This is a genomic window from Sphingomonas sp. SRI_018, from assembly GCF_057586275.1.
In genome coordinates, this window is the sequence record NZ_JBYCZO010000007.1 from 1 (window position 1) to 25,215 (window position 25,215).

Consider the following 25,215-nt stretch of genomic DNA (forward strand, 5'->3'; position numbering starts at 1 on the left):
TTAATTAGCCGCCCTAACCCCGAAAATCCGCCGCTACCGCCGGAGGGAGGATCGGCTTCGTCGCTCGGACCCGGTATCATTCCGGCGCGACAATGAGTTCGCGCGTTCCCAGGGGCGGGACCGATGCAGGACCGGAGGCGTTACCTGGCGCTGGACGCGATGCGCGGCATCGCCGCGATCGCGGTGGTGTGGTTCCACCTCCACCGCGTGCTCGGCTACGACTGCGCCGGGCCGCTCGCGGTCGACCTGTTCTTCGTGCTGAGCGGCTTCGTCGTCGCCGCGGCCTATGACCGGCCGCTCGCCGAGGGCATGACGGTCGGCGACTTCGCCCGGCGGCGGCTGATCCGCATGTACCCGCTGTTCCTGGCCGGTCTGTTCGTCGGCCTGGGCGTCCAGCTGCTGCTGATGGCCGCCGGGCACAGCAAGCTCAGCGGGCTGGAGACGCTTGCCTCGTTCGTGCTGGCGGCGTTCTGGATCCCGTCGCCGTTCAACGGCAGCCTCGACTTCACCTTCCCGCTCGACGGTCCCGCCTGGTCGCTCTCGTTCGAGATCGTCGCGAACCTCCTGTTCGCGATCTTCCACCGTCACCTGAGCGACCGTCTGCTGATGCTGGTGGCGGCGATCAGCGGGGCCGTCGTGATCGCGGCGGTACTGACGCTGGGCACGATCAACTTCGGCTGGTCGTGGCGGACGATCGACCTCGGTTTCGCGCGGGTGATGTTCTCCTTTCCGCTCGGCGTGCTGCTCTATCGCCACCGCCATCTTGTCCCGGCGAGCCTCGGCCGTATTCCGCCGTGGCTGCTGCTGGCCGGGCTCGGCGCCGTCCTCCTGCTGCCCGAGCGGGCACCGATCGACGTGCTGTTCGTGCTCGTCGGCAGCCCTCTGCTGGTCGCCGCCGGCTTCCGCAGCGCCACGACCGGCGACGAGGCCGCGTTCCAAATCCTCGGCGACATCTCCTACCCGGTCTATGCGCTGCACGGCCCGCCGGTCTTCGTGCTCGAAGGATCGCTCAAGCTGCTCCATCTGGAGCGCTGGGGTCTGCCGCTGGCGCTCGCCTATGTCGTCGGGATCGTCCTCGTCGCGCACCGGGCCGCGATCGGCGATGCGCGAGTGCGGGCGGCGCTCACCCGATATCTCTCCGCCGGACGACGCACGCCGCCGAGTGCGCCCGTCCTCGTTCCCTCGACCGAACGCGAGCCGGCCGCATAGGATCTTTGTAAGGAATCATGGCCTCCGCTTGTCATTGACACCGGTTTCCAATAAGCCGCTGGCACAGCGCGAGAGCACGCGCCGGAAGGGGAGGCTGTTTAGTGAGTTCAGTCGAGGCGGCCGCAGATGCGGGCAGGATCGCACGCTCGTTCGTCGAGGCGCGTCGCGCGGCCCGGGGCCTTCCGGACTATCCGGGCACCGTCCCCACCGACCTCGCCACCGGCTATGCGATCCAGGATGCTGCGCTGGCGCTCGTCGAGGGACCGGTCGCGGGCTGGAAGGTCGGGCGCGTCAATCCGCCGCTCGGCGGAATCGATCGACTGGCCGGCCCGATCTTCGCCGACGCGGTATTCGAAGCGACTGCCGAGCCGATCGCGATGCCGGTGTTCGCCGACGGATTCGCCGCCGCCGAGGCCGAGTTCCTGCTGCGGATCGGCGCCGGCTTCGATCCGGCCAAGCGCCGCTACACGATGGCGGAAGCAGCGGCGGCGATCGACGCCGTGCACGCGGGAATCGAGATCGCGAGCTCGCCCTTCCCCGGCATCAACGCGCTCGGCGCGCCGGTGACCGTCTCCGATTTCGGCAACAACAACGGGCTGGTGATCGGCCCCGAGATCGCGGGCGGCGGCGCGGTCCCCTTCGACGACTGGCTGGTCGAGCTGCTCATCAACGGCGCGCCGATCGGCCGCGACACCACCGCGAACATGCTCGACGGCCCGATCGGCGCCGCGCGCTTCCTGTTCGAGGCGCTGGCGGAGCGCGGCATCGCCCTCCGGCCCGGCCAGTGGATCTCGTCGGGCGCCGTCACCGGCGTCCATCCGGTCGAGGTCGGCGACTATGTCGTCGCACGCTTCAACTCGACACTGACGGTCGAATGCACGATCAAGCCCGCATAACGACGGGCATGGGAGAGACGGATGACTGACCAGCCGGCAGAGGTGATCGAGGCGGCGTCGCGGGTGGGCCGCTATCGCTGGGTGATCTGCGGACTGTTGTTCGCGGCGACGGCGATCAACTATGTCGACCGGCAGATGATCGGCGTGCTCAAGCCGACCATCTCGGCCGAGCTCGGCTGGTCGGAAACGAGCTATGCCGGCATCGTCGTCTGGTTCCAGCTCGCCTATGCCGTCGGCTATCTGGCGTTCGGCAAGGTCATGGACGTGGTGGGCGCGCGCTTCGGCTACGCCATCGCCTTCGTCATCTGGACGGCCGCGCACATGCTGCACGGCGCGGCGCGCACGGCGCTCGAATTCTCGCTGGTGCGCGCCCTGCTCGGCGTCGGCGAATCGGGCAACTTCCCCGCGGGCATCAAGGCGGTCAGCGAATGGTTCCCGGCGCGCGAGCGGGCGTTCGCGACCGGCATCTTCAACGCCGGAGCGAACGTCGGCGCGATCCTGACGCCGATCGTCGTTCCCTATATCGTCGTCACGCTGGCGCTCGGCTGGCGCGCGGCGTTCGTCATCACCGGCGCGTTCAGCCTGATCTGGCTGGTGGCCTGGATCTGGATCTACCGCCGTCCGCGCGAGCATCCGCGGGTCTCCCCGGCCGAGCTCGCCTATATCGACAGCGATCCCGCCGACGTGGGCGAGCCGATCGCCTGGGGCCGCCTGCTCGGCTATCGCGAGACCTGGGCGTTCGCGATCGGCAAGTTCCTGACGGACCCGATCTGGTGGCTCTACCTGTTCTGGCTGCCCGACTTCCTCTCCAAACGCTACCAGCTCGATCTCGTCAGCTTCGGGCCGCCGCTGATCGCGATCTACCTGATCTCCGATTTCGGCAGCGTCGTCGGCGGCTGGTGCTCGTCGCGGATGATGCGCGCGGGGTTCAGCGCCAACCGCGCGCGCAAGCTGACGATGCTCGGCTGCGCGCTGCTGGTGACGCCGGTGTTCTTCGCGCAGTACGTCGGTAACTTGTGGCTGTCGGTCGCGATCATCGGCCTCGCCACCGCGGCGCACCAGGCGTTCTCGGCCAACATCTACACGCTGCCGTCGGACATGTTCCCGCGCCGGGCGGTGGGATCGGTGGTCGGCATCGGCGGCACCGCGGGGGCGATCGGCGGAGCGCTGATGTCGCTCTACACCGGCAAGGTGCTGGAGCTCACCGGCAGCTATACGCTGATCTTCGCGGTCGCGGGCAGCGTCTATCTGCTGGCGATGCTGATCATCCACCTGCTCGTCCCGAACGTCCGCCGCGTCGATCTGGTCGCGGCCAGGTAAGGTCCGGCTATCGGGCAGGCGGCGCCAGGCTATCGCGGCGGACGAGCGAATAGGGTAGCTCGACGCTGGCGGTCTCGGCGCTCCGCCGCCCGTTCGGCGGCCCGACCAGCAGGTCGACCGCCGCCGCGGCCATCTCCGGATTGGGCTGACGGATGGTGGTTAGCTGCGGCCAGGCCATGCGCGCGATCAGGGTGTCGTCGAAGCCGACCACTGACAGCGCCTGCGGCACCTCGATACGGTGCCGCATCGCCGATACGAGCACGCCAAGCGCCATTTCGTCGTTCGACGAGAAGATCGCGGTCGGCAGAGTCGTGGTTTCCAGAATCTTCTCGGCAGCCTCGACCCCGGAGCGGAAGGTGAAGTCGCCGTCGACGACCCACTCCGGCCGCACCGTCAGGCCTGCGGTCTGGACAGCATCCGAGAAGCCCAGCCAGCGCTCGGTCGCGGCGCTGTGGGTCGGATTACCCCTGATGAAGGCGATGTCGCGATGACCGAGCTTGATCAGCTCGTTCGCGAGATCGCGTGCGGCGGCGCGGTCGTTCATCCGCACCAACGGCGTCCGTTCGGGCGTATCGCGCGGAGCAATCCGCACGACCGGCACCTCATGGGCCGCGAGCATGTCGAGCAGATCGGGCCAGTCGCATAGCGGCGGCGCCAGGATCGCCCCTTGCAGCCGCAGCGTGTTCAGGATCGCCGGCAGCTCCTTCAGCCACTCCCGCTGCCCGAGCTCGACCGTCTCGATGACGAGATGATAGCCGAGCGCGCGGCACCGCTCGACCGCACCGCGCTGGATGTCCGCGGCATAGCCCGACGCCACTTCCTCGATGAACAGCCCGAGCAGGAAGGAGCGCGAGCTCGACAGGCCCCGTGCGAAGGCGTTGGGACGATAGTCGAGCTCCTTGACCACCTTCATCACCGCCTCGCGCACCTCGGCGCGGACGTGCGGCTCGCCGTTGATGACGCGCGACACGGTCTTGGCCGATACGCCCGCACGGGCGGCGACATCCTTGATGGTGATGACGGTCATACCGCGGCCACCCGCTCGCGCGCCCAGACGCCGCCGCAGGCGATCGCGAAGGCGGCGATCGCGACATAGCACAGCGCAGACAGGGAGAAGGACGCGACCAGCCCGTTCATGTCGGCGAGCGCGCCGGTCAGCACCGGGATGACGGCGCCGCCCACCACCGCCATGCACAGCGCCATCGAGGCATAGGGCGCCTTGGTCTCGTCCGCCGGCAGCGACAGCGTGAACAGCGTCGGGAACATGATCGAGTTGCACAGCCCCACCGCGATCAGCGCGGTCGCGCCGACCACGCCGGTCGCGATCATCGCCAGCGCGACCAGCCCGGTCGCGGCCGCGGCGAACCAGGCCAGCACCCGGGGCGCCGGCCAGCGCATCAGGATCGCGGCGCCGACGAAGCGGCCGACCATCGCCCCCGCCCAATAGAGGCTGACCAGATGCGCCGCCGCCACCGGCGTGGCTCCCAGGATCTCGGGCAGGACCAGATAGTTGGTGAGCAATGTCCCGATCGTGACCTCGGCGCCGACATAGGCGAACATCGCGCCCGTCCCGGCGAGCAGCTTGCGGTCGCCGAACACCTCCCGCAGCTTCGCGAGCGGGACACGCTCGGGCGCCGGCAGGTCGGCGAGCAGGTTGCGGGCCCGCTCAAAGGCCAGCGCCAGCCCCGCCAGCACCAGCGCGCTGGCCAGGAACGGCAGGGCCAGGATCAGCCAGGCGGTGTCGTCGCCCTCGGCGCTGCGCTCGGTGAGCAGGAACGAAGCGCCGAGCAGCGGCGCCAGCACCGTGCCGATCGAGTTGAACCCCTGCAGCAGCGTGATCCGCGAGACCGCGCGCTCCTCCGGCTCGACCACCGCGACGGCGATGTTGCCGGCGATCTGGAGGAAGGTGATCCCGCCCGCCAGCGCCAGCAGCGCCAGCAGCACCGCGACATAGCTGGCGAACCCCGCCGCCGCCGCGAAGCCGATGCAGCCGGCGGCCATCACCCCCAGCCCCACCGCCATGCCGCGCATATAGCCGATCCTGACCAGAATCGCGGTGATCGGCAGCGCGAACAGCAGGTAGCTCGAGTGGAAGGCGAGCTGGACCAGCGACGCCTGGGTATAGTCGAGCCCCATCAGCAGCTTGAGGCGCGGGACCAGCAGGCTGATCAGGCAGACGAGGAAGCCGCCCATGAAATAATTGCCGATCGACAGGCGGAACATGCGCGAGGCGCGTTGCCGCTCGGCGGCGGAAAGGTCGGACGACTTCACGCCGGCGATCCTATCGCCTCCGCCTTCCCACGCAACGGCCCCCATGTCAGCGGCAATCCACCAGGCCGGCGGTCGGCGAGCCGAGCCGCACCTGCGAGACGGTCACGTCGAGCGCCCCCGCGGTGCTCATCACGAACGGGCGGGTGACGCGGGCGAGATCGGTGCCGGTGAAGCAGCGCAGCGGAACGGCGACGTCACCCCACTCATGGCTCTCCGCCAATGCACGCAGCCGCGCGGTGACGTCGCGGCCGCCGAGCGTGACCGCGGATGCCGGTCCGCCCGCCACGCGCAAGGTGACGATCAGCGCGACGTCGCCGTTGGCCTCGCGGGTGAGGTCGACCGGATCGCCGACCAGCGCCGCCGTGGCCGCGCCGCGCCCGGTCCAGGTGATGCGGACCGAATCCTCCTGCGCCACGCGGTCGGCGGGGCGCTGCGCGATCAGCTCGGGCCCCGGATTCGTCGCAAGCGCGTCGCCGGTGCCGAGCAGCAGGCGGCGGCCGTTGGTCGCCTTGCCGGCGGTGAACAGCGTGTGGGCATCGCCGCCGCCGCTCGCCCGCACCTCCGGCAGCGCCGGCAGCTCGCCGCGGTCCTTGGTGGTGAGGCCGAAACCATAGGGGAACAGCGGGTCGTAGCCGGCATCGCCGACGTTGAGCGGCGTCTGGTCGGAGCGTTTGGGCCAGCTGAACGGCAGCTTCCCGCGGAACTCGGCCTTGCCGAACAGCACGTCGGCGACGCCGCCGCCCTCCGAACCGGGCAGCCATGCGGCGACGAAGGCGTCGGCGGCGTTGAGCCACGGATTGGCCCACAGCGGCCGCCCCGAGAGGAACACCGCCACCACCGGCACGCCGGCGGCCTTGAGGCGCTTCATGGTCGCGAGCGTGTCGGCCGGATCGTCGAAAGCGACGTCGGAGCGGTCGCCCTGGAACTCGGCGTAAGGATTCTCGCCGAACACCACGATCGCCGCGTCGGGTTTGGCGGCGAAGCTGCCGTCGGGGCTGAGTGTCGCGGTGCCGCCGGCCGTCTGCACCGTCTCGCGGATGCCCTGCCAGATCGAGGTCGCGTTCGGGAAATCCGCCGGCGTGGTGCCGGTCCCCTGCCACGACAGGGTCCAGCCGCCCGCCTGCTTGGCGACGTTGTCGGCGCCGTCGCCGGCCACCAGGATGCGCGCGCCGGGCTTGAGCGGGAGCAGCGAGCCCGCGTTCTTGAGCAGCACCAGCGATTCGCGCACCGCCTGCCGCGCCACCGCGCGGTGCTCGGGCGAGCCGAGCAGCTCGTAGCGGCCGGCATAGGGCCGGGCCGACGGCTTCACCGCATCGAAGATGCCGGCGCGGAACTTGACGCGCAGCACACGGCGCACCGCGTCGTCGAGCCGGCTCATCGGGATCGCGCCCGACCTGACCTCGCGCAGCGTCGATTCCCAGATGCCCTTCCAGCTGTCCGGCGCCATGTAGATGTCGAGCCCGGCGTTGATCGCCTGCGGGCAGTCGGTGTTGGTGCAGCCCTCGACCTGGCCGTGCGCATTCCAGTCGCCGACCAGAAAGCCGTCGAAACCCCAGCGTTGCTTGACGACGCCGGTCAGCAGGCTGTCGTTGCCGGTCATCTTGCGGCCGTTCCAGCTCGAGAAGCTGACCATGACCGACTGCACGCCCGCCTTGAGCGCGGCTTCGTAGGGCGGCGCGAACAGGTCGCGCAGCTGCGTTTCGCTCACCTGCGCATCGCCCTGGTCGCGGCCGTTGTGGGTGCCGCCGTCGCCGAGGAAGTGCTTGGCCGTCGCGATGACGTGCGGCCCCCTCAGCCAATCCTTGCCGCCGACCTTTCCCTGCAGCCCCTCGACCAAGGGGCCTGCATAGCTCGCGGCGATCTCGGGCACCTCGCCGAAGCCTTCATAGGTGCGGCCCCAGCGGTCGTCGCGGACGACGGCTATCGTCGGCGCGAAGGTCCAGTCGATGCCGGTGACGCGCATCTCGACCGCCGTCACATCGCCGATCTTCCGCATCAGATCGGGATCGCGCATCGCGCCGAGACCGATGTTGTGCGGGAACAGCGTCGCGCCGACGATGTTCGAATGGCCGTGCACCGCGTCGATGCCCCAGATGGCAGGGATGCGGGGCAGCTTGGGATCGTCGGTGGTCGAGGCATCCCAGAAGGCGTCGGCCAGCGCCAGCCAGTCCTTCGCCGGGGCGTTGTACTGCCCGTGCGGATCGGAATTGCCGCCGTTGAACACCGAGCCCAGATGATAGCGGCGCACGTCCTCGGGCGTGATGCTGGCGATGTCGCCCTGCACCACCTGCCCCACCTTCTGCTCGAGCGACATCGCCGCGAGCAGCCGGTCGATCTTCGCCTCGATCGCCGGATCGCGCGGAACGGGAGAGGTCTGTCCGGGCCATTCCGACGGATGCGCGGTGTTGGCCGGAGTCGAGGGCGTCGGGGGTGCGACCTGTGCAATTCCGCCGCTCGCCGCCAGCACGGCAACGCAGCCCGACACGACCCTCGTCCAATTCCCACCCTTCATAGCCTCTCCCTCTGTTCCGCCGCGTCGATGCGCCGACAGGTGTTGACATCGATGTCGGCTTTCGCGACCATTACGTCAAGCTTCATGAAAGGGGCATGAGGATGCGCTTCAGGATTTCGCCAGCTGCTCGCCCGCGCCGGATGACGGTGAAAGCCGCGATTCGCGATCGGCATCGGGCTCGATTGCTCCCCACCCGGCTAGGTCCAGTCGGGCTTGACGGCGGCCGCTACGGCGGCCGCCGTCTCTTTGTCTCGGGGCAACTGCCGGGCAGCGAATCGGGCGCCGATCCGAGATTTTGGAGAATAAAATTACGCCTGACATCGTTGTCTGGAAATTGTTGACATCGATGTCGAAGGTGATACGTAACAAGCAAGCGGGAATACGCCGCTGACAAAGAATAGCCGACGTCATGAGGCGGCGGCCTGAGTGGAGGGAGGATAATGAAGGGGATCGCCTTGCCGATGGCGCTCGCGCGCTCGGCTTCCGTCATCGCTATCGCTGCCGGCCTCGCGGCCGTTCCGGGCGTCGCAGCAGCCCAGGCCGCGCAAGCGGACGCACCCCAGACGGCGCAAGCCGACGACCCGAGCCAGACCGAGGACATCGTCGTCACCGGCGTGCGCGCCTCGCTCGAGCGTTCGATCGAGATCAAGCGCAACTCGTTCGGCGTGGTCGATGCGATCTCCGCCGAGGATATCGGCAAGTTCCCCGACACCAACCTCGCCGAATCGCTCCAGCGCATCACCGGCGTGTCGATCGACCGCGTCAACGGCGAGGGCTCGACCGTCACCGTCCGCGGCTTCGGCGCGCAATACAACCTCGTCACCTTGAACGGCCGCCAGCTCGCCACCTCGCGCATCGTCGCGGTCGGCGGCGACCAGGGCGGCGACGGCGCGGCGGGCAACGGCCGCTCGTTCGACTTCTCCAATCTTGCTTCGGAAGGCGTGAAGACGCTCGAGGTCTACAAGACCGGCCGCGCCGCAGTGCCCTCGGGCGGCATCGGCGCCGCGATCAACATCGTCAGCCGCCGCCCGCTCGATGCGAAGGATTCGGGCTTCACCGGCAGCATCGGCGCCAAGGCGAGCTACGACACCAGCGCCGACGACTGCATCGACTGCGGATCGAAGATCACGCCGGAGGTCTCGGGCCTGCTCAGCTGGAGCGACAAGGACCAGCGCTTCGGCGTGTCGGTGTTCGGCAGCTACCAGAAGCGCAACTTCAGCTTCCCGAGCCAGGCGAACGACGCCTGGAACATCCGCACGCTCGCGGACTTCCTCAACCCGGACAACGGCTTCGTCAGGCCTTCGACGAAGATCAACAACGCGCCCGCCGATCCCAACACGCTGGTGTCGGTGCCCAACGACAGCCGCTACCATTATTCGGAAGCGAGCCGCGAGCGCATCAACGGTCAGGCGGTGCTCCAGTTCAAGCCGACCGACACGCTGATGCTGACCGTCGACGGCCTGTACGCGCAGGAGCGTGAATCGGAGCGCCGCTCGACCCAGTCGAACTGGTTCAACCGCCCGTTCGACGAGGTGACGTTCGACGACGCCAGCGACGGCATCGCCACCACGCGCTACCTGCACGAAACCATCAACGGCGTGAAGGACGCGGCGTTCGAGCAGGCCTATCGCGCGCAGAAGAACCGTCTGTGGGACATCGGCGCGAACGCGCGCTGGGAAGTGTCCGACCGCCTGTCGTTCTCGCTCGACGGCCATATCGGCAAGGCCGAGAGCCTGCCCGACAACCCCAACGGCCAGACCTCGACCACGGTCGCGTTCAACGCCCCAGTGGTGACGTCACAGTCGCTCGACTGGGGCACCGACGGCTTCCCGCGCCAGAAGATCACGTTCAACGACGCGACGCCGAGCACGACGCCCGCCGGCGTGCCCTTCATCAAGGGCAATGCCAACGGCGTGATCGACGTGGGCGACCTGTCGAGCGCGGTGCAGCGCCAGTTCAACTCGCGCCAGACCCAGCGCATCAAGGAAATCCGCCTCGACGGCACCTGGGACCTCGGCGGCGGCAGCCAGTTCGACTTCGGCGGCAACTACCGCACCACCAACACTCGCCAGGCCCAGTTCAACACCGCCCAGACGCTCGGCGACTGGGGCAACGCGCTGCCGCCCGACATCGAGGCGCTCGCGCCGGGTCAGGTGTTCCAGTTCTGCAACGTCTGCAATTTCCACCACAATGATCCGGACGCGGACGCGAACACGATGGTCGCCTTCCGCACGCAGAATGCGGCGAAGCTCTACAACACGCTCTACGACTATTACATCAACCTGCCCTATGATCCGGTGACCGGCAAAGCGATCGTCGATGGTGTCAACCATCGCAACCGGATCGACACCAACAGCGACAATCGCGTCAAGGAGGACATCTGGGCGGTCTACGGCCAGGTGACCTGGAAGGGTGAGATCGGCGGCGCCAAGGCCAGCCTGGTCGCCGGCGTGCGGTTCGAGAGCACCAAGGTGCATGCGACGTCGCTGCAGACGGTGCCGCTGGCGATCGTGTGGACCGCCGACAACGACTTCCAGATCAACCAGTCCGCCGACCAGGAGGCGCTCTCGTCGCGCGGCCGCTACAACAACCTGCTGCCCTCGATGGACTTCCAGGTCGAGATCGCGCGCAACCTGATCGGCCGTCTCTCCTACAGCAAGACGATCGCGCGTGCCCCGTACGGGAACCTTTTCGCCTCGACCACCGTCGGTGCGCCGCCGCGGCCGACGGTGATCGGCGGTATCGCCCCGGGTTTCCAGAACAATACCGACCTCGATCCGCTGACGTCCGACAATTTCGACGTGTCGCTGGAATGGTATTACAAGCCCGACAGCTTCATCTCGGTCGGCTTCTTCGACAAGCGCGTCCACAACTTCATCGGCAACACGCTGGTCGACAAGAATCTGTTCGGCCTGCGCGATCCGACCTCGGGCCAGCCGGGCACGCGCTCGGGCATCGCCAGGAACATCCTCACCGGCATGGGCGCCGACATCAGCGACGTGAACCTGTTCACCGCCACGGCGCTGGTCATCCAGCATGGCGGCGACGCCGCGGCGGCAGAGGCCGAGTTCAGGTCGCACTACAATTCCGCGACCCGCGCGCTCGACCAGGCCTTCGTCGACGCCACGCTCGCTTCGGTCGACGTGACCCCGGACGCCAACGACCCGCTGTTCAACTTCTCGGTCAACACGCCGATCAACAACAAGGATGCGGAGATCTGGGGCGTCGAGATCGCGGGGCAACACTTCTTCGGCAACACCGGCATCGGCGTCGCCGCCAGCTACACGCTGGTCCGCGGCAACGTCGGCATCGACACCGCGGCCGATCCGAACGTCGACCAGTTCGCGCTGGTCGGCCTCTCGGATACCGCCAACGTCACGCTGATCTACGACAAGTTCGGCATCTCGGGCCGGCTGGCGTACAACTGGCGCGACAAGTTCCTGAGCGCCACCAACCGCGACAGCTACCACAACCCGGTGTTCACCGCACCCTATGGCCAGCTCGACCTCAACATCAGCTACGACGTCACGCCGCAGCTCGCGGTCACCTTCGAGGGCATCAACCTGCTCGAGGAGGGGGTCCGCACCTACGGCCGCGACAAGATCAACACCTGGTTCGAGTCCGAAGGTTCGGCGCGCTACCTGATCGGCGCCCGGTACCGCTTCTAAGGGGGAAGCGAGGGAGGTGGTCACCTCCCTCGCCTTTTCCGCTGCCGGCCGTCGCCTGGCATGATAAGCATGACCGCCATGTCGTCGCCCGTGCTGCTCAACAATGTCGATCATCACGACCTGCGGGTCGTGCTCGGTCATGGCGCGGCCTTCGGAGACTGCGTCAATCAGGTGACGGTGTTCCCGACCGAGTTCGAGGAACTGCAGCGCGACTATGCGATCCTGTTCCGCCGCAATGCGGACGGCGCCTATCGCTCGACCGTGCTGCTCGGGCTCGACGAGGGCGAGAACCTCTATCTCGACGAAAACGGATGGACCGCGCGCTACATCCCTGCACTGATGCAGCGCGGCCCCTTCTCGATCGGCGTGCCGGGACCCGGCGAGACGGGCGAGCCGATGATCCATGTCGACCCCTCGCACCCCCGCGTGAGCCGCAGCGAAGGCGAGCCGGTCTTCCTCGATCACGGCGGCAACGCCCCCTATCTCGACCACATCGCCCGCGTGCTGCAAGCGATCTACGTCGGCAGCAAGGTGAGCGAGGCGATGTTCGCGGCGTTCGAGAAGCATGACCTGCTCGAACCGGTGACGCTCGACGTCCGCCTCGACGAGACGCGCGGGTACAAGCTGCCCGACTGCTACACCATCGCCCCCGCGCACCTCAGCGCACTCGACGGCGAGCAGCTGGCGGCGCTGCACGGTTCCGACTTTCTCCGCCCGGCGATCTGGGCGGCTTCGTCGCTCAGGAACATCACCCGCCTGATCGAGATGAAGAACCGGCGCGACCGTGAACGCTGAGACCCGCCCGCTCGCGATCGAGCGCCGCACCGAGGTGGTGACCGGCGTCGCCGCCGGCGACATCCCGCTCGAAGCGCTCGCCGAGGCGCAGCGCCCGACGATCTTCAAGGGCGCGGTCGCACACTGGCCGCTCGTGCAGGCCGGGCTGGCGTCGCCGAAGGAGGCGATCGCCTATCTCTCGCGTTTCGACGCAGGCAGGCCGATCACCCTCTATGTCGGCGATCCGGCGATCCGCGGGCGCTTCCACTATACGGCGGACGCCACCGCGATGAACTTCGCCGCCGAGCGCGCGCCGCTGCCCGACATCCTCGCGCGGCTGGAGGCGCATCTCGACGATCCCGATCCGCCTGCCTTCTATGTCGGGTCGACCGACGTCGACCTCTACCTGCCGGGCCTGCGCGCGGCGAACGATCTCCGTCCCGCCGACGGGCTGTTCGAGCGCCATCCGCCGCTGATGAGCATCTGGATCGGCAACCGCACCATCGCCTCGGCGCATTACGACATGTCGAACAACGTCGCCTGCTGCGTCGCGGGCCATCGCCGGTTCACATTGTTCCCGCCCGATCAGGTCGCCAATCTCTACCCCGGCCCACTCGCGCCGACGCCGGGCGGCCAGGTGGTGAGCATGGTCGATTTCACCGCGCCGGACCTCGACCTCCACCCCCGCTTCGCCGACGCGATCGCCGCCGCCCAGGTCGCCGAACTCGAGCCGGGCGACGTGCTCGTCTACCCGGCGCTGTGGTGGCACCATGTCGAGGCGCTCGACCGCTTCAACATCCTGGTCAACTATTGGTGGAACGCCGTGCCCGCCTTCATGGACACGCCGATGACCACGCTGCTCCACGGGCTGCTCAGCCTGCGCGACCGTCCGGACAGCGAGAGGCAGGCATGGCGGGCGCTGTTCGACTATTATCTGTTCGGCGATCCCGAACGCCCCGCCGCCCACCTGCCCGAAGCCGCGCGCGGGCCCCTCGCCCCGCTCGACCCAACCAGCGCGCGGCAGCTGCGCGCGCTCCTCATCAACAGGCTCAACCGATGACCGCAGACACTCCCCGCAAGCGCGTCGTGATCGCCGGCGGCGGCACCGCGGGCTGGCTCGCGGCCGCGGCGTTCGCCAAGCACCTGATCCCACTGGTCGACGTGACCTTGGTCGAATCGGACGAGATCGGCACCGTCGGCGTCGGCGAATCGACCATCCCCACCGTCCGCTCGTTCCACGACTTCCTGGGCATCGACGAGCGCGAGTTCCTCCGCGCGACCCAGGCGAGCTTCAAGCTCGGCATCCGGTTCGAGGACTGGGCGAAACTCGGCGACCGCTATTTCCATGCGTTCGGCTCGGTGGGGCGATCGGTGTTCGTCGCCGACTTCCAGCATTTCTGGCTCGAAGCGCGCCGCCACGGCTTCGGCGGCGACTACGGCGACTATTCGCTGGAGCTGCAGGCAGCGACCGCCGGCAAGTTCGCGACCGGGCCGGAGTCGCCGCTCGCCTATGCCTATCATCTCGACGCCACCGCCTATGCCCGCTTCCTGCGCGGCCTCGCCGAGCCGGCCGGAGTCAAGCGTGTCGAGGGCCGGATCGAGCAGGTCGAGCAGGATCCGCTGTCCGGCGACATCCGTGCGCTGGTGCTGGCATCCGGCGCGCGCATCGAGGGCGACCTGTTCGTCGACTGCACCGGCTTCCGCGCGCTGCTGATCGAGCAGACGCTGGAGACCGGCTTCGACGACTGGAGCCACTGGCTGGCGATGGACAGCGCCTTCGCGGTCCAGACCGAATCCGCCGGTCCGATCGTCCCCTATACCCGCGCGATCGCCCACACGGCCGGCTGGCGCTGGCGCATTCCCTTGCAGCACCGCGTCGGCAACGGCTTCGTCTTCTCGAGCGAGTTCATGTCGCCCGACGAGGCACGCGCGCAGCTGCTCGACGCGCTCGACGGCGCGCCACTGTTCGACCCGCGGCTGCTGCGCTTCAAGACCGGCGCGCGCCGCAGGATGTGGAACCGCAACTGCGTCGCCCTCGGGCTGGCCGGCGGCTTCATCGAGCCGCTCGAATCGACCAGCATCCACCTCATCATGATCGCCCTCCTTCGCCTGATCCGGACCTTCCCGTTCGGGGAGACCAGCGAGGCACTGGCAGCGCGGTTCAACGAGCAGTCGCGGCGCGAGTGGGAGCATGTCCGCGACTTCATCATCCTGCACTACAAGGCGACCGCCCGCGACGACAGCGCCTTCTGGCGCCGCTCGGGCGCGATGGCGATCCCCGATTCGCTGGCCGAACGCATCGCCCTGTTCCGCGAGGGTGCCCTCACCTATCAAGACCAGGACGACCTGTTCCGGATCGACAGCTGGGTCGAGGTGCTGATGGGCCAGGGCATCGCGCCCGAGAGCCACCACCACCTTCCGCGGATGCTGCCGCCCGAAGAGCTCCGCAAAGCGCTCGGCGACCTCAAGCAAGGCATCGCGCATGGCCTGGCAGGAATGCCGAGCCACGCCGATTTCATCCGCAGCTACGCGGCGGCGCCGTTGCCGGAGGCGGCGTGAGGGGGAGATATATCACCACCGTCATTCCCGCGAAGGCGGGAATCCATTCTGGCTGACGGCAGTGAGGCTCATCAGTTTCAGCGACAATGGATTCCCGCCTTTGCGGGAATGACGATTCAATTTAGCGCCTTCCCCATCCGCACCAGCGGAACCGGCACGCCGTCGACATTGTCGGCAACCCGCTCGATCTCCACATAGCCGCAGGCCCGGTACAGCGGCTCGCCGGCGAGCGTCGCCATCAGCTCGGCGCGGGTGAAGCCCTCGCGGGCGGCGGCGTCCTCGCACAGCGACAGGATCAGGCGTCCGACGCCGCGGCGGGCGAAGTCCGGATGGGTGTACATCGCGCGCACCCGTGCCGCCTCGGTCGCGGGATCGAGCAGGCGGGGCTCGCGCAGCTCGGTGCTGTGATCGCCGCCATAGAGCGTCGCGCGCCGGCTCCAGCCGCCGCAGCCGGCGAGCCTGCCGTCGTCCGACTCGACCAGGAAATAGGTGCCATCGGCGACGAGCTGGGTATCGAGGCCCATCACCGCGCGGCTCGCGACGACCTGCTCGGGCGTCAGGAAACCGGCCTGGAGCCGGTCGATCGCCAGCGCCATCAGCGCCTTGAGGCGGGGCAGGTCGGCGGTGGTGGCAGGACGGTGGGAGAAGGACATGGAAACGCTAACCATTCGACAGCGTTCGCAGGCTGGAGTAGATCGCGTCAATGGCTGATAAACCCGAGACGCCGTTGCTCGACACGGTGGTGACGCCCACCGATCTGCGCAAGCTCCAGCCCGAACAGCTCCGCCAGCTCGCCGACGAGCTGCGCGCCGAGACCATCTCCGCGGTCGGCACGACCGGCGGGCATCTGGGCTCCGGGCTGGGCGTGGTCGAGCTGACGGTGGCGATCCACTACGTCTTCAATACGCCCGAGGACCGGCTGATCTGGGACGTCGGGCATCAATGCTATCCGCACAAGATCCTGACCGGACGGCGCGACCGCATCCGCACGCTCCGCCAGGGCGGCGGCCTGTCGGGCTTCACCAAGCGGAGCGAGAGCGAGTACGACCCGTTCGGGGCGGCGCACTCGTCGACGTCGATCTCGGCGGCGCTGGGCTTCGCCACCGCCAACCGGCTGACCGGCGCGCCGGGCAAGGCGATCGCGGTGATCGGCGACGGCGCGATGTCGGCCGGCATGGCCTATGAGGCGATGAACAACGCCGAGGCCGCGGGCAACCGGCTGGTCGTCATCCTCAACGACAACGACATGTCGATCGCGCCGCCGGTGGGCGGGCTGTCCGCCTATCTCGCGCGCCTCATCTCCTCGTCCAACTATGTGGGCCTCAGGAGCTTCGCCAAGAAGGCGATCCGCCGCATCTCGCGCCGCGCCTACGACGCCGCCGCCAAGGCCGAGGAGTTCGCCCGCGGCATGGCGACCGGCGGCACCTTGTTCGAGGAATTGGGCTTCTATTATGTCGGGCCGATCGATGGGCATAACCTCGACCATCTGATCCCGGTGCTGGAGAACGTCCGCGACAGCGAGCAGGGGCCGATCCTGGTCCATGTCGTGACTAAGAAGGGCAAGGGCTATGCCCCGGCCGAGAATGCCGCGGACAAATATCACGGCGTCCAGAAGTTCGACGTGATCACCGGCGCCCAGGCCAAGGCGCCGCCGGGACCGCCGAGCTACCAGAACGTGTTCGGCGAGACGCTGGCGAAGCTCGCCGAGACCGATGAGCGCATCGTGGCGATCACCGCGGCGATGCCGTCGGGCACGGGCGTCGACAAGTTCGCCGCGGCGCATCCCGACCGCGCGTTCGACGTCGGCATCGCCGAGCAGCATGCGGTGACCTTCGCGGCGGGCCTCGCGGCGCAGGGAATGCGGCCGTTCTGCGCGATCTATTCGACCTTCCTCCAGCGCGCCTACGATCAGGTGGTACACGACGTCGCCATCCAGAACTTGCCGGTCCGCTTCGCCATCGACCGCGCCGGCCTCGTCGGCGCCGACGGGGCGACCCATGCCGGCAGCTTCGACGTCACCTATCTCGCGACGCTGCCCAATTTCGTGGTGATGGCGGCCGCCGACGAGGCCGAGCTGGTGCACATGACCTATACCGCCGCCGAGCATGATTCCGGCCCGATCGCGGTGCGCTATCCGCGCGGGAGCGGCGTCGGCGTGGCGCTGCCCGCGGTGCCCGAGCGGCTGGAGATCGGCAAGGGACGCATCGTCCGTGAGGGCAAGAAGGTCGCGATCCTCTCGCTCGGCACGCGGCTGGCCGAGGCGCTCAAGGCCGCCGATGCGCTCGATGCCAGGGGGCTGTCGACCACGGTCGCGGACCTGCGCTTCGCCAAGCCGCTCGACGAGGCGCTGATCCGCCGTCTGCTCACCACGCATGAGGTGGCGGTGACGATCGAGGAAGGCGCGATCGGCGGCCTCGGCGCGCATGTCCTGACCTATGCCAGCGACGCCGGGCTGATCGACGCGGGCCTCAAGCTGCGCACGATGCGCCTGCCCGACCTCTTCCAGGACCAGGACAAGCCCGAGCTCCAATATGACGAAGCGCGGCTCAACGCCGAGCATATCGTGGACACGGTGTTGGCGGCACTGAGGCACAACAGCGGCGGCGTAGTCGAGGGTGCGCGGGCCTGACGAAGTCGATCTCGGCCGGCTGAATCAAGCCGAGCGCGAGGCGCTCGGCCTGCTCGGCGAGGGCCATACCGCCAAGAGCATCGCCGCTCTGACCGGCCGCTCGGTCGGCGCGGTCAACGAGCGGCTGCGCGAGGCCCGCCGCAAGACCGGAGTCGGCAGCAGCCGCGAGCTGGCGCGGCTTCTGAAGGCACAAGAAAATCGGGACGAGCAAATCGGGGTGGCCGGATCGGATCGAGACGGAGCATTGACGCTGTCGGAAGCTGCCCCGGCAGGCGCGGAAAGTGGACATCGACGGAGCATTTATCTCATGGCGGCTATTGGGACGATCATGCTTGGTGCAGCCGCACTCGCAATCGCGATCGGGACATCTCGTCCGTCGGCGCCATTACAAGCCTCGACCGCAGCGGCAGATCAGGAGGCAGGAGAGTTCGCGCCGCTTTACAAGGAAAGGGACCCGGGACATTGGCACGCCCTGCTCAAAGCTGAGACCCGCGACAAGCGCTGGGCTCCTGAAGCCGAGGAGGCGTTGCGCGCTCATTATGCCGCAATTCCGGGCCTCGATACGCCAGAGAACAAGCTGACTGCATATTGTGCACAGTCACTGTGCGAGATCTCAGCCATGTTCGACGGTGATCCAGGGCCGGAGATCGGTAAGACCATGATTGCCGTACAGCAGCGCTCGCTGGAGAAGCTGACCCGCCCGGCGTTATCTAATCTCGCAGTAAGCTTCGGTGCGTCCACCGCGCAGCCTAAGCGCGCCCTGTTCGTTGCACATTGGCGCCGACGAAACTGAATGTTCCCTGCTCCAATTTTGAGGCGGCAATCTCGTCGGGCCTGACGGTCACAGGGCGGCTGGCCGTTCCTCCGCCAGCGATGCCGTCAACGCCGCCTTCGCCGCGGCGGGGGTCTTAGGGAAATCGCCGCGCGCGGTGTCGATCAGCCGATCGAGCAGCCCCAGCCCTTCCGCCCAGTCGCCGATGCCGCTCGCGGCGTTGATGTGGCCCTGGCAGCCGATGTCGACGAAATGGCTGCCCCATTGTCCGGCGAGCGCTCGTGCGCGCCCGAGATCGATCCACGGATCGTCGCGGCTCGCGACAAGGATCGACGGGAACGGCAGCACACTCGCCGGCGCGGGCGCGAAACCGGCGAGCTCCTCCGGCGCGTCGGTACGGTCGACATCGGCCGGCGCCACCAGCAGCGCGCCGGCGACCGGCCAGCCGTAGGGCTGCCCTGACAGCTCCGCCCACCACGCCACCGCCTGGCAGCCGAGCGAATGCGCGACGAGCACCACCGGCGCGCGCGCGGTGCGGATTGCCTGGTCGAGCTTGGTCACCCAGCTGTTGCGATGCGGCCGGTCCCACATGCCGAGATCGACCCGCACCGTATCATGGCGCGAGCGCTCCCACAGGCTCTGCCAATGGCTGGGGCCACTGTTGTTGAGCCCGGGCACCGTCAGGATCGTCGGCGACGAGGCCTCGGAGAAATGCGCCATCCTGTCTCTCCCATCGGGGTGGGGGGAGAGGCCGGACGGCGCTCTAGGGGACGCCGCACGACGACTCCACCCGGAGCCGGAATATATTCCTACTGAATGAGTAGGCAATAGCCGCTGCGCCCATCGGAGGTCCGGTTGCGACGATCCGCCGAAGCGTCCAAAGCATGCGTCATGGCCAAGCATCGCGCCGATCAGCTGCTCGTCGACCGCGGACTCGCGGAAAGCCGCACGCGCGCCCAGGCGCTGATCATGGCGGGCCTCGTCTTCGCCGGAGACCGCAAGGTCGAGAAGCCGGGCCAGGCGCTGCCGGAGGACGCCGCGATCGAGGTGCGCGGGCGCGATCATCCCTGGGTGTCGCGCGGGGGGATCAAGCTCGCGCATGGGCTCGACCATTTCGGCTGGGACGTGACCGGCGCGGTGGCGATCGACGTGGGATCGTCGACCGGGGGCTTCACCGACGTGTTGCTGACCCGAGGCGCCGCGCGGGTCTATGCGGTCGATTCGGGCACCAACCAGCTCGCCTGGAAGCTGCGCCAGGACCCGCGCGTGATCGTCCACGAGCAGACCAGTGCGCGCGTGCTGACCCCGGCGCATATCCCCGAGTTGGTCGACCTGATCGTATGCGACGCGAGCTTCATCGGCCTGTCCAAGGTGCTGGAGGTGCCGCTCGGCTTCACCGGACCGGAGGCCCGCGCGATGGCATTGATCAAGCCCCAGTTCGAAGCAGGGCGCGACGAGGTCGGCAAGGGCGGCGTGGTGCGTGACCCGGCCGTGCACGCGCGCGTCTGCGACGAGGTCGCCGCCTGGTTCGAGACGCAGGGCTGGCGGGTCGAAGGGGTGACGCCGAGCCCGATCACCGGCCCCGAAGGCAACGTCGAGTTCTTGATCGCCGCGATCAGGGCGAATCCAAGCTGATCGGAATTACCCATCGCGTTCGCTCTGAGCTTGTCGAAGGGCCGTCCTTTCTCTTGCCGCCGCCCGAAGAAGGACGGTGCTTCGACAAGCTCAGCACGAACGGAATTGTGGATCGTTCTTGGCCAGCATCATGCAACGATCGCGTTTGTTCCCCGTCCTGATCCTCGATAAGAGGTGCGCCCCGGGGGGAGCGAAGGGGCAGGCAATGAGCGAGATCGCGTCGAAGGGACAGCTCCGGGCATCCTATCTACGCTGGGCGATGGTGACGGTGCCGCTGATCCTGCTGCTGGGCTTCGCCTCTGGCCGGCTGGCACCGAGCGGCGACGACAACCGCTGGTTCGCCGCCCTAGCCAAGCCGGCGTTCATGCCGTCCAATGCCGCCTTCCCGATCGCCTGGACCCTGCTCTACGTGCTGCTGGGGCTGGCACTCGCGCTGGTAATCAACGCGCGCGGATCGCGCCTGCGCGGCCCTGCCCTCGCCCTGTTCGCGATACAGATGGCGGCGAACCTCGTCTGGCCGCCGCTGTTCTTCGGCCTGCACAAGGTCGGCGCGTCGGCGATCCTGCTCGCGCTGCTGCTGGTGCTGGCCGCCGTGACCGCCTGGCTGTTCCGGCGCGTGCGCGCGGCGGCGGGCGCGCTGATGGTCCCCTATCTGCTGTGGCTCGCCTTCGCGCTGGCGCTGATCGTCGAGGTGGACCGGCTCAACCCCGGCGCGGAAACCCTTGTGCCGGGCGGCGACACCACCCAGATTGTGATCTGACGTAAGGATTTGAGACCCGTGCAAAGCGAAAACCGCATCTTCGACGATTTCGTGAAATTCGTGAACGGCGCCGCCGGCACCTTCGCCGGCGTGGCACGCGAGGCGGAAGGCACCGCGCGCGAGCGTGCCCGCGAATGGATCGGCGGGCTCGATTTCGTCAGCCGCGACGAGTTCGAGGCGGTGAAGGCCATGGCGGCCGCCGCCCGCGACGAGGCCGATGCGCTGCGCGCGCGGCTCGACAAGCTCGAGGCTGCCCAGGCGGCCGCGACCCCGGCAGCATCAAAGGCGCCGAAGGCACCCAGGGCACCAAAGGCGGGCTGACGCATTTTTTCCACAGCTTTATGGAGCGCGGCGTCTTGTGCGCCGCAGCGCCGGACGGCAGGGTCTCGGCCGGGCAATGCTCGGCGGGAGGGGTGATGCTCGACGAAGTTGAAGACGGATCGGACGGCGAAGCCCCGATCGAGATGCTCGAACGCTATTACGCCGCGCACGGGTGGAACCACGAGCGCGACGAGGACGAGATCGTCGCCAAGGTCAAGGGCAGCTGGACCGAATATGAGCTCCGCGCGGTCTGGCGCGCGGAGGACGGCGTGCTCCAGTTCCTGTGCTTCCCCGACGTGCGCGTGGCCGACGAGCGCCGCGCGGCGATCTACGAGGCGATCGGCCTGGTCAACGAGCAGCTCTGGATCGGCCATTTCGAGCTGTGGTCGTCGAGCGGCATCCTGCTGTTCCGCCACGCCGCGATGATCGACGGCGACGACGGCGCGACCATGACGCTGGGCGCGGCCGAGCTGCTGGTTGAAAGCGCGATCGACGAGTGCGAGCGCTTCTATCCCGTGTTCCAGTTCGTGCTGTGGGGCGGCAAGACCCCGCGCGAGGCAATCGCCGCGGCGCTGATCGAGACGCAGGGCGAGGCATGACCGCGATCCGCCGGCTGTGGCTGGTCGGATGCGGCAATATGGCGGGCGCGATGCTGGACGGCTGGATCGTCGCGGGCGCGGTCGATCCGGCGGAGGTGTTCGTCGTCAACCGCCAGGACCGCGCGCTGCCCGCCGGCGTGCGCCAGGGCCGCGCCTTCCCCGACGGGCCGCTGCCCGATGCGGTGATGCTGGGCATGAAGCCCTTCCAGATCGACGAGATCGCTGCGGCGCACGGGGAGCGCATCGCCGGTGTGCCCCTGCTCATCTCGATCCTCGCCGGGGTCGAGGAGGCGACGCTGGCGCGGAAGTTCGACGCCGGCGCGGTGGTGCGCGCGATGCCCAACCTGCCGGTCGCGATCGGCAAGGGCGTGGTCGGCCTCGCCAGCAACAGCGCCGATGCGGAGCAGCGTAAGGCGGTCGATACGCTGATGGCGCCGCTCGGCCTGGTCGAATGGGTCGAGGAGCGGCTGTTCGATGTCGTTGCCGCGGTGGCTGGCAGCGGGCCGGGGTTCGTCTATCGCTTCATCGACGCGCTCGCCGATGCCGGCACGGCGATGGGCTTCGCGCCGGAGCAGGCGCAGCGGCTGGCGGTGGCGACGGTCGAGGGATCGGGCTTGCTCGCCGCCGCGGCGGACGTGCCGCCATCGGTGCTCGCCGACCGCGTCGCCTCCCCCCGCGGATCGACCCGCGAGGGCTATGCCGTACTCGACAAGGACGATGCGCTGAAGACGCTGATCCGTGAGACGATCGCGGCTGCCGTGCGCCGCAACGGCGAGATGGCAGCGGAGGCGCGGGGATAGACCCCGCTACTGTTGGAATACCATTGGATGTGACCGCGCGGGGGAACGCGACCGCGTCGCCGAGGGTTCTAGCCGCTGAACCCAATCCAGCGGAGGAATCCCGATGGCGACCACCAGTGCGTCCCGCAGCCGCAGCACTTCGAGCCAGAAGAACGGCGGCAGCTCGTCCAATCTCGGCACGCTCGCCGGCGTCGGCGCCGCGGGCATGGCGCTCGGCATGCTGGCGATGCTCGCGCGCAAGGCAGTGGTGCAGGCGCCGACCCTGCTCGCGGGCGAATGGGACCAGGCCCTCGCGGCCGAGCACAAGGCGGTGCTCAAGCTGTTCGACGCGCTGGAGGCGACCGAAAGCCGCAACACCAGCAAGCGCGCGATCCTGCTCTCTCAGCTCAAGCATTCGCTCGCCAAGCACGCGCTGGAGGAGGAGAATGTGATCTACCCCGCGTTGCGCGAAGCCGGGGAGGTCGAGGGCGCCGACGAGCTCAACAAGGAGCACGGCTACATCAAGCAATATCTCTACGAGCTCGAGAACATGCCGAACGACAGCCCGGATTACTTGACGACGGTCCGCAGGTTCCGCAGCGAGATCGAGGAGCATATCGCCGAGGAGGAAAACCAGCTGTTCCCCTCGCTCAAGGCCAAGCTCAGCGAGGAAAAGAACAAGCTGCTGACCGCGGCGATGAACAAGGAAGGGTTCAAGCTGGCCTAACTCCCCAAAGCTCCTCCCCGGCACGGGGAGGAGCCTCGTCGGCCCTACCGCCCCAGCAGCTTGCCCCGGTCGCGTGCCGGCACCAGCCCTTCGAGCACGCCCCAGAAGCCGCCGACCGCCTCCTGCCCGGCGCGCGAATAGGCCTCCGCCATGCGTGTGCTGAGCGCTTGGAACAGCCGCGCCTCGATCGCGGCGCCCTCGACGGTAAGCCGCAGCAGACGCTGGCGGCGGTCACGATCGCCGGGACGGCTCTCGACCAGGCCGCGCTTGGTGAGATCGGCAAGCACGCGGGCAAGCGATTGCTTGGTGACCGCGAGCAACGTCAGCAATTCGCCGACGCTGAGGTTCGGCCGCCGCGCGATGAAATAGAGTGCCCGCTGGTGCGCGCGGCCAAGGTCATGCTCCTCCAGCGCCAGGTCGATCGCGCGGGTCAGCTGGCCATAGCCGAAGAACAACAGCTCGATCCCACGGCGGATCTCGGGCTCGGTCAGGAACAGGGGCGAAGCGGTGGCCATGTTGACCCCATCTGGCACCTCTCCTACTCGGCTGGCAACCGATGGAGCCGAGATGACCGCGCAATCCCTGTTCGCTTTCGAACCCACCGCCACGCCGACCTCCGCCAACGAGCGCAGCTCGCGCCTCGCCGATCCGGGCTTCGGCCGCGTCTTCACCGATCACATGGCGGTGGCGCGCTGGTCGGCGGACAAGGGCTGGCACGATGCGAAGATCGTCGCGCGCGCGCCGCTGAGCTTCGATCCGGCGACCGCGGTGCTCCATTATGCGCAGGAAATTTTCGAGGGTCTCAAGGCCTATCGCACCGCCGACGGTGGCATCACGCTGTTCCGCCCGCAGGCGAACGCGGCGCGCTTCCGCAACTCCGCGCGCCGCATGGCGATGGCGGAGCTGCCCGAGGAGATGTTCGTCGCCTCCTGCCGCGAGCTGGTGGCGATCGAGCGCGACTGGATTCCCGAGGGCGACGAAGGCGCGCTGTACCTCCGCCCCTTCATGATCGCGAGCGAGGTGTTCCTGGGGGTGAAGCCCTCGGCCGAATATCTCTACTGCGTGCTCGCCTCCTCGGTCGGCGCCTATTGGAAGGGCGGGGTCAAGGCGGTGTCGCTGTGGGTGAGCCACGACTATACCCGCGCCGCGCCCGGCGGCACCGGCGACGCCAAGTGCGGCGGCAACTATGCCAGCAGCCTCGCCGCCCAGGCCGAGGCGATCCGCCACGGCTGCGACCAGGTGGTGTTCCTCGACGCGGCCGAGCGCCGCTATGTCGAGGAACTGGGCGGCATGAACATCTTCTTCGTGTTCGCCGACGGTAGCCTGGCGACCCCGCCGCTGACCGGCACGATCCTGCCCGGCATCACGCGCGATTCGATCATCCAGCTCGCCCGCGACGAAGGGCTGACGGTGCGCGAGGAACTCTATTCGATCAACCAGTGGCGCGAGGACGCTGCGTCGGGCAAGCTGACCGAGGCCTTCGCCTGCGGCACCGCCGCGGTGGTGACGCCGATCGGCAAGTTCTCGGGCCCCGGCTACGAGGTGACGATCGGCAGCGGCGGCACCGGTCAGACCACGGCGCGGCTGCTGCGCCGCCTGTCCGACATCCAGCGCGGCCGCGCACCCGACCCGCACGACTGGATCGACCGGCTGGCTTGAGGCTTTCTTTCGGAGGCGCGACCCTCTAAGGGCCTGCGCTTCCCGCTGGGGCGTCGCCAAGTGGTAAGGCAACGGTTTTTGGTACCGTCATTCGCAGGTTCGAATCCTGCCGCCCCAGCCAACCG

Annotated in this window: 22 protein-coding genes and 1 tRNA gene; 17 read left to right on the forward strand and 6 right to left on the reverse strand. The window is 68.3% G+C overall.

Going from position 1 to position 25,215, the window contains the following annotated elements; genetic code table 11:
• Window positions 1–123 precede the first annotated feature (123 nt).
• The 3 genes from AC2YHA_RS19000 to AC2YHA_RS19010 all read left to right on the forward strand — a co-directional run bounded on the left by AC2YHA_RS19000 (window position 124) and on the right by AC2YHA_RS19010 (window position 3,425).
• A complete protein-coding gene (locus AC2YHA_RS19000; protein ID WP_487402891.1) occupies window positions 124–1,209 on the forward strand; it encodes an acyltransferase family protein in 1,086 nt (361 codons plus the stop codon).
• Between the two features lie 101 nt (window positions 1,210–1,310).
• Window positions 1,311–2,105 (forward strand): 2-keto-4-pentenoate hydratase, encoded by a 795-nt coding sequence (locus AC2YHA_RS19005; RefSeq protein WP_487402892.1) that lies wholly within the window; start codon window positions 1,311–1,313, stop codon window positions 2,103–2,105.
• 21 nt (window positions 2,106–2,126) lie between these two features.
• Window positions 2,127–3,425: an MFS transporter gene (locus tag AC2YHA_RS19010; RefSeq protein ID WP_233783692.1), complete on the forward strand. Its 1,299-nt coding sequence runs from the start codon at window positions 2,127–2,129 to the stop codon at window positions 3,423–3,425.
• A 7-nt stretch (window positions 3,426–3,432) separates the two neighbouring features.
• On the opposite strand, the gene AC2YHA_RS19015 is transcribed toward AC2YHA_RS19010, so the two are convergent.
• The 3 genes from AC2YHA_RS19015 to AC2YHA_RS19025 are packed head-to-tail and all read right to left on the reverse strand — an operon-like array spanning window position 3,433 to window position 8,208.
• Window positions 3,433–4,452 carry a LacI family DNA-binding transcriptional regulator gene (locus AC2YHA_RS19015; protein WP_487402893.1) on the reverse strand — a complete coding sequence of 340 codons (1,020 nt, stop codon included), beginning with the start codon at window positions 4,450–4,452 and terminating at the stop codon, window positions 3,433–3,435.
• The gene (locus AC2YHA_RS19020; protein ID WP_487402894.1) at window positions 4,449–5,696 is read right to left on the reverse strand and encodes an MFS transporter; all 1,248 of its coding nucleotides are present in this window, start codon (window positions 5,694–5,696) and stop codon (window positions 4,449–4,451) included. The genes AC2YHA_RS19015 and AC2YHA_RS19020 overlap by 4 nt, the downstream gene beginning before the upstream one ends.
• 46 nt (window positions 5,697–5,742) lie before the next feature.
• The gene (locus tag AC2YHA_RS19025) at window positions 5,743–8,208 is read right to left on the reverse strand and encodes a glycoside hydrolase family 3 protein (protein ID WP_487402895.1); all 2,466 of its coding nucleotides are present in this window, start codon (window positions 8,206–8,208) and stop codon (window positions 5,743–5,745) included.
• A gap of 440 nt (window positions 8,209–8,648) precedes the next feature.
• Between AC2YHA_RS19025 and AC2YHA_RS19030 the strand changes: the two genes are divergently transcribed.
• The 4 genes from AC2YHA_RS19030 (at window position 8,649) to AC2YHA_RS19045 (ending at window position 15,209) form a co-directional block, all read left to right on the forward strand.
• On the forward strand, window positions 8,649–11,876 hold the full coding sequence (locus AC2YHA_RS19030; RefSeq protein WP_487402896.1) for a TonB-dependent receptor: 3,228 nt from the start codon (window positions 8,649–8,651) through the stop codon (window positions 11,874–11,876).
• 69 nt (window positions 11,877–11,945) lie between these two features.
• Window positions 11,946–12,671, forward strand: coding sequence for a SapC family protein (locus AC2YHA_RS19035; RefSeq protein ID WP_487402897.1), 726 nt, complete (start codon window positions 11,946–11,948; stop codon window positions 12,669–12,671).
• Window positions 12,661–13,710 (forward strand): cupin-like domain-containing protein, encoded by a 1,050-nt coding sequence (locus AC2YHA_RS19040; RefSeq protein WP_487402898.1) that lies wholly within the window; start codon window positions 12,661–12,663, stop codon window positions 13,708–13,710. Before AC2YHA_RS19035 ends, AC2YHA_RS19040 begins: the two co-directional genes overlap by 11 nt.
• Window positions 13,707–15,209, forward strand: coding sequence for a tryptophan halogenase family protein (locus AC2YHA_RS19045; protein WP_487402899.1), 1,503 nt, complete (start codon window positions 13,707–13,709; stop codon window positions 15,207–15,209). The genes AC2YHA_RS19040 and AC2YHA_RS19045 overlap by 4 nt, the downstream gene beginning before the upstream one ends.
• A gap of 116 nt (window positions 15,210–15,325) precedes the next feature.
• On the opposite strand, the gene AC2YHA_RS19050 is transcribed toward AC2YHA_RS19045, so the two are convergent.
• Complete coding sequence (locus AC2YHA_RS19050; RefSeq protein WP_233783700.1) at window positions 15,326–15,862, reverse strand: GNAT family N-acetyltransferase; 537 nt, start codon at window positions 15,860–15,862, stop codon at window positions 15,326–15,328.
• A gap of 50 nt (window positions 15,863–15,912) precedes the next feature.
• Between AC2YHA_RS19050 and dxs the strand changes: the two genes are divergently transcribed.
• Complete coding sequence (gene dxs / locus AC2YHA_RS19055; protein ID WP_487402900.1) at window positions 15,913–17,838, forward strand: 1-deoxy-D-xylulose-5-phosphate synthase; 1,926 nt, start codon at window positions 15,913–15,915, stop codon at window positions 17,836–17,838.
• Complete coding sequence (locus AC2YHA_RS19060; protein WP_487402901.1) at window positions 17,825–18,631, forward strand: hypothetical protein; 807 nt, start codon at window positions 17,825–17,827, stop codon at window positions 18,629–18,631. Before dxs ends, AC2YHA_RS19060 begins: the two co-directional genes overlap by 14 nt.
• A 48-nt stretch (window positions 18,632–18,679) precedes the next feature.
• On the opposite strand, the gene AC2YHA_RS19065 is transcribed toward AC2YHA_RS19060, so the two are convergent.
• A complete protein-coding gene (locus tag AC2YHA_RS19065; RefSeq protein WP_487402902.1) occupies window positions 18,680–19,330 on the reverse strand; it encodes an RBBP9/YdeN family alpha/beta hydrolase in 651 nt (216 codons plus the stop codon).
• 171 nt (window positions 19,331–19,501) lie between these two features.
• Here AC2YHA_RS19065 and AC2YHA_RS19070 point away from each other — a divergent pair, with 171 nt between their 5' ends.
• The 6 genes from AC2YHA_RS19070 to AC2YHA_RS19095 all read left to right on the forward strand — a co-directional run bounded on the left by AC2YHA_RS19070 (window position 19,502) and on the right by AC2YHA_RS19095 (window position 23,431).
• On the forward strand, window positions 19,502–20,245 hold the full coding sequence (locus AC2YHA_RS19070) for a TlyA family RNA methyltransferase (protein WP_487402903.1): 744 nt from the start codon (window positions 19,502–19,504) through the stop codon (window positions 20,243–20,245).
• 205 nt (window positions 20,246–20,450) lie between these two features.
• Window positions 20,451–21,005: a TspO/MBR family protein gene (locus tag AC2YHA_RS19075; RefSeq protein WP_487402904.1), complete on the forward strand. Its 555-nt coding sequence runs from the start codon at window positions 20,451–20,453 to the stop codon at window positions 21,003–21,005.
• Between the two features lie 18 nt (window positions 21,006–21,023).
• A complete protein-coding gene (locus AC2YHA_RS19080; protein ID WP_487402905.1) occupies window positions 21,024–21,326 on the forward strand; it encodes an accessory factor UbiK family protein in 303 nt (100 codons plus the stop codon).
• Between the two features lie 95 nt (window positions 21,327–21,421).
• Entirely contained in the window at window positions 21,422–21,925 is a 504-nt protein-coding gene (locus tag AC2YHA_RS19085) for a type III secretion system chaperone family protein (protein ID WP_233783707.1), read from the forward strand.
• Window positions 21,922–22,725, forward strand: coding sequence for a pyrroline-5-carboxylate reductase (gene proC / locus AC2YHA_RS19090; RefSeq protein ID WP_487402906.1), 804 nt, complete (start codon window positions 21,922–21,924; stop codon window positions 22,723–22,725). Before AC2YHA_RS19085 ends, proC begins: the two co-directional genes overlap by 4 nt.
• A gap of 103 nt (window positions 22,726–22,828) precedes the next feature.
• On the forward strand, window positions 22,829–23,431 hold the full coding sequence (locus AC2YHA_RS19095; protein ID WP_487402907.1) for a hemerythrin domain-containing protein: 603 nt from the start codon (window positions 22,829–22,831) through the stop codon (window positions 23,429–23,431).
• Between the two features lie 44 nt (window positions 23,432–23,475).
• Here AC2YHA_RS19095 and AC2YHA_RS19100 read toward each other — a convergent pair whose 3' ends face one another.
• On the reverse strand, window positions 23,476–23,946 hold the full coding sequence (locus tag AC2YHA_RS19100) for a MarR family winged helix-turn-helix transcriptional regulator (protein WP_233783710.1): 471 nt from the start codon (window positions 23,944–23,946) through the stop codon (window positions 23,476–23,478).
• Between the two features lie 52 nt (window positions 23,947–23,998).
• Between AC2YHA_RS19100 and AC2YHA_RS19105 the strand changes: the two genes are divergently transcribed.
• Complete coding sequence (locus AC2YHA_RS19105; RefSeq protein ID WP_487402908.1) at window positions 23,999–25,090, forward strand: branched-chain amino acid aminotransferase; 1,092 nt, start codon at window positions 23,999–24,001, stop codon at window positions 25,088–25,090.
• 46 nt (window positions 25,091–25,136) lie between these two features.
• Window positions 25,137–25,211, forward strand: a tRNA-Gln gene (locus AC2YHA_RS19110).
• The last annotated feature ends 4 nt before the right edge of the window (window positions 25,212–25,215 follow it).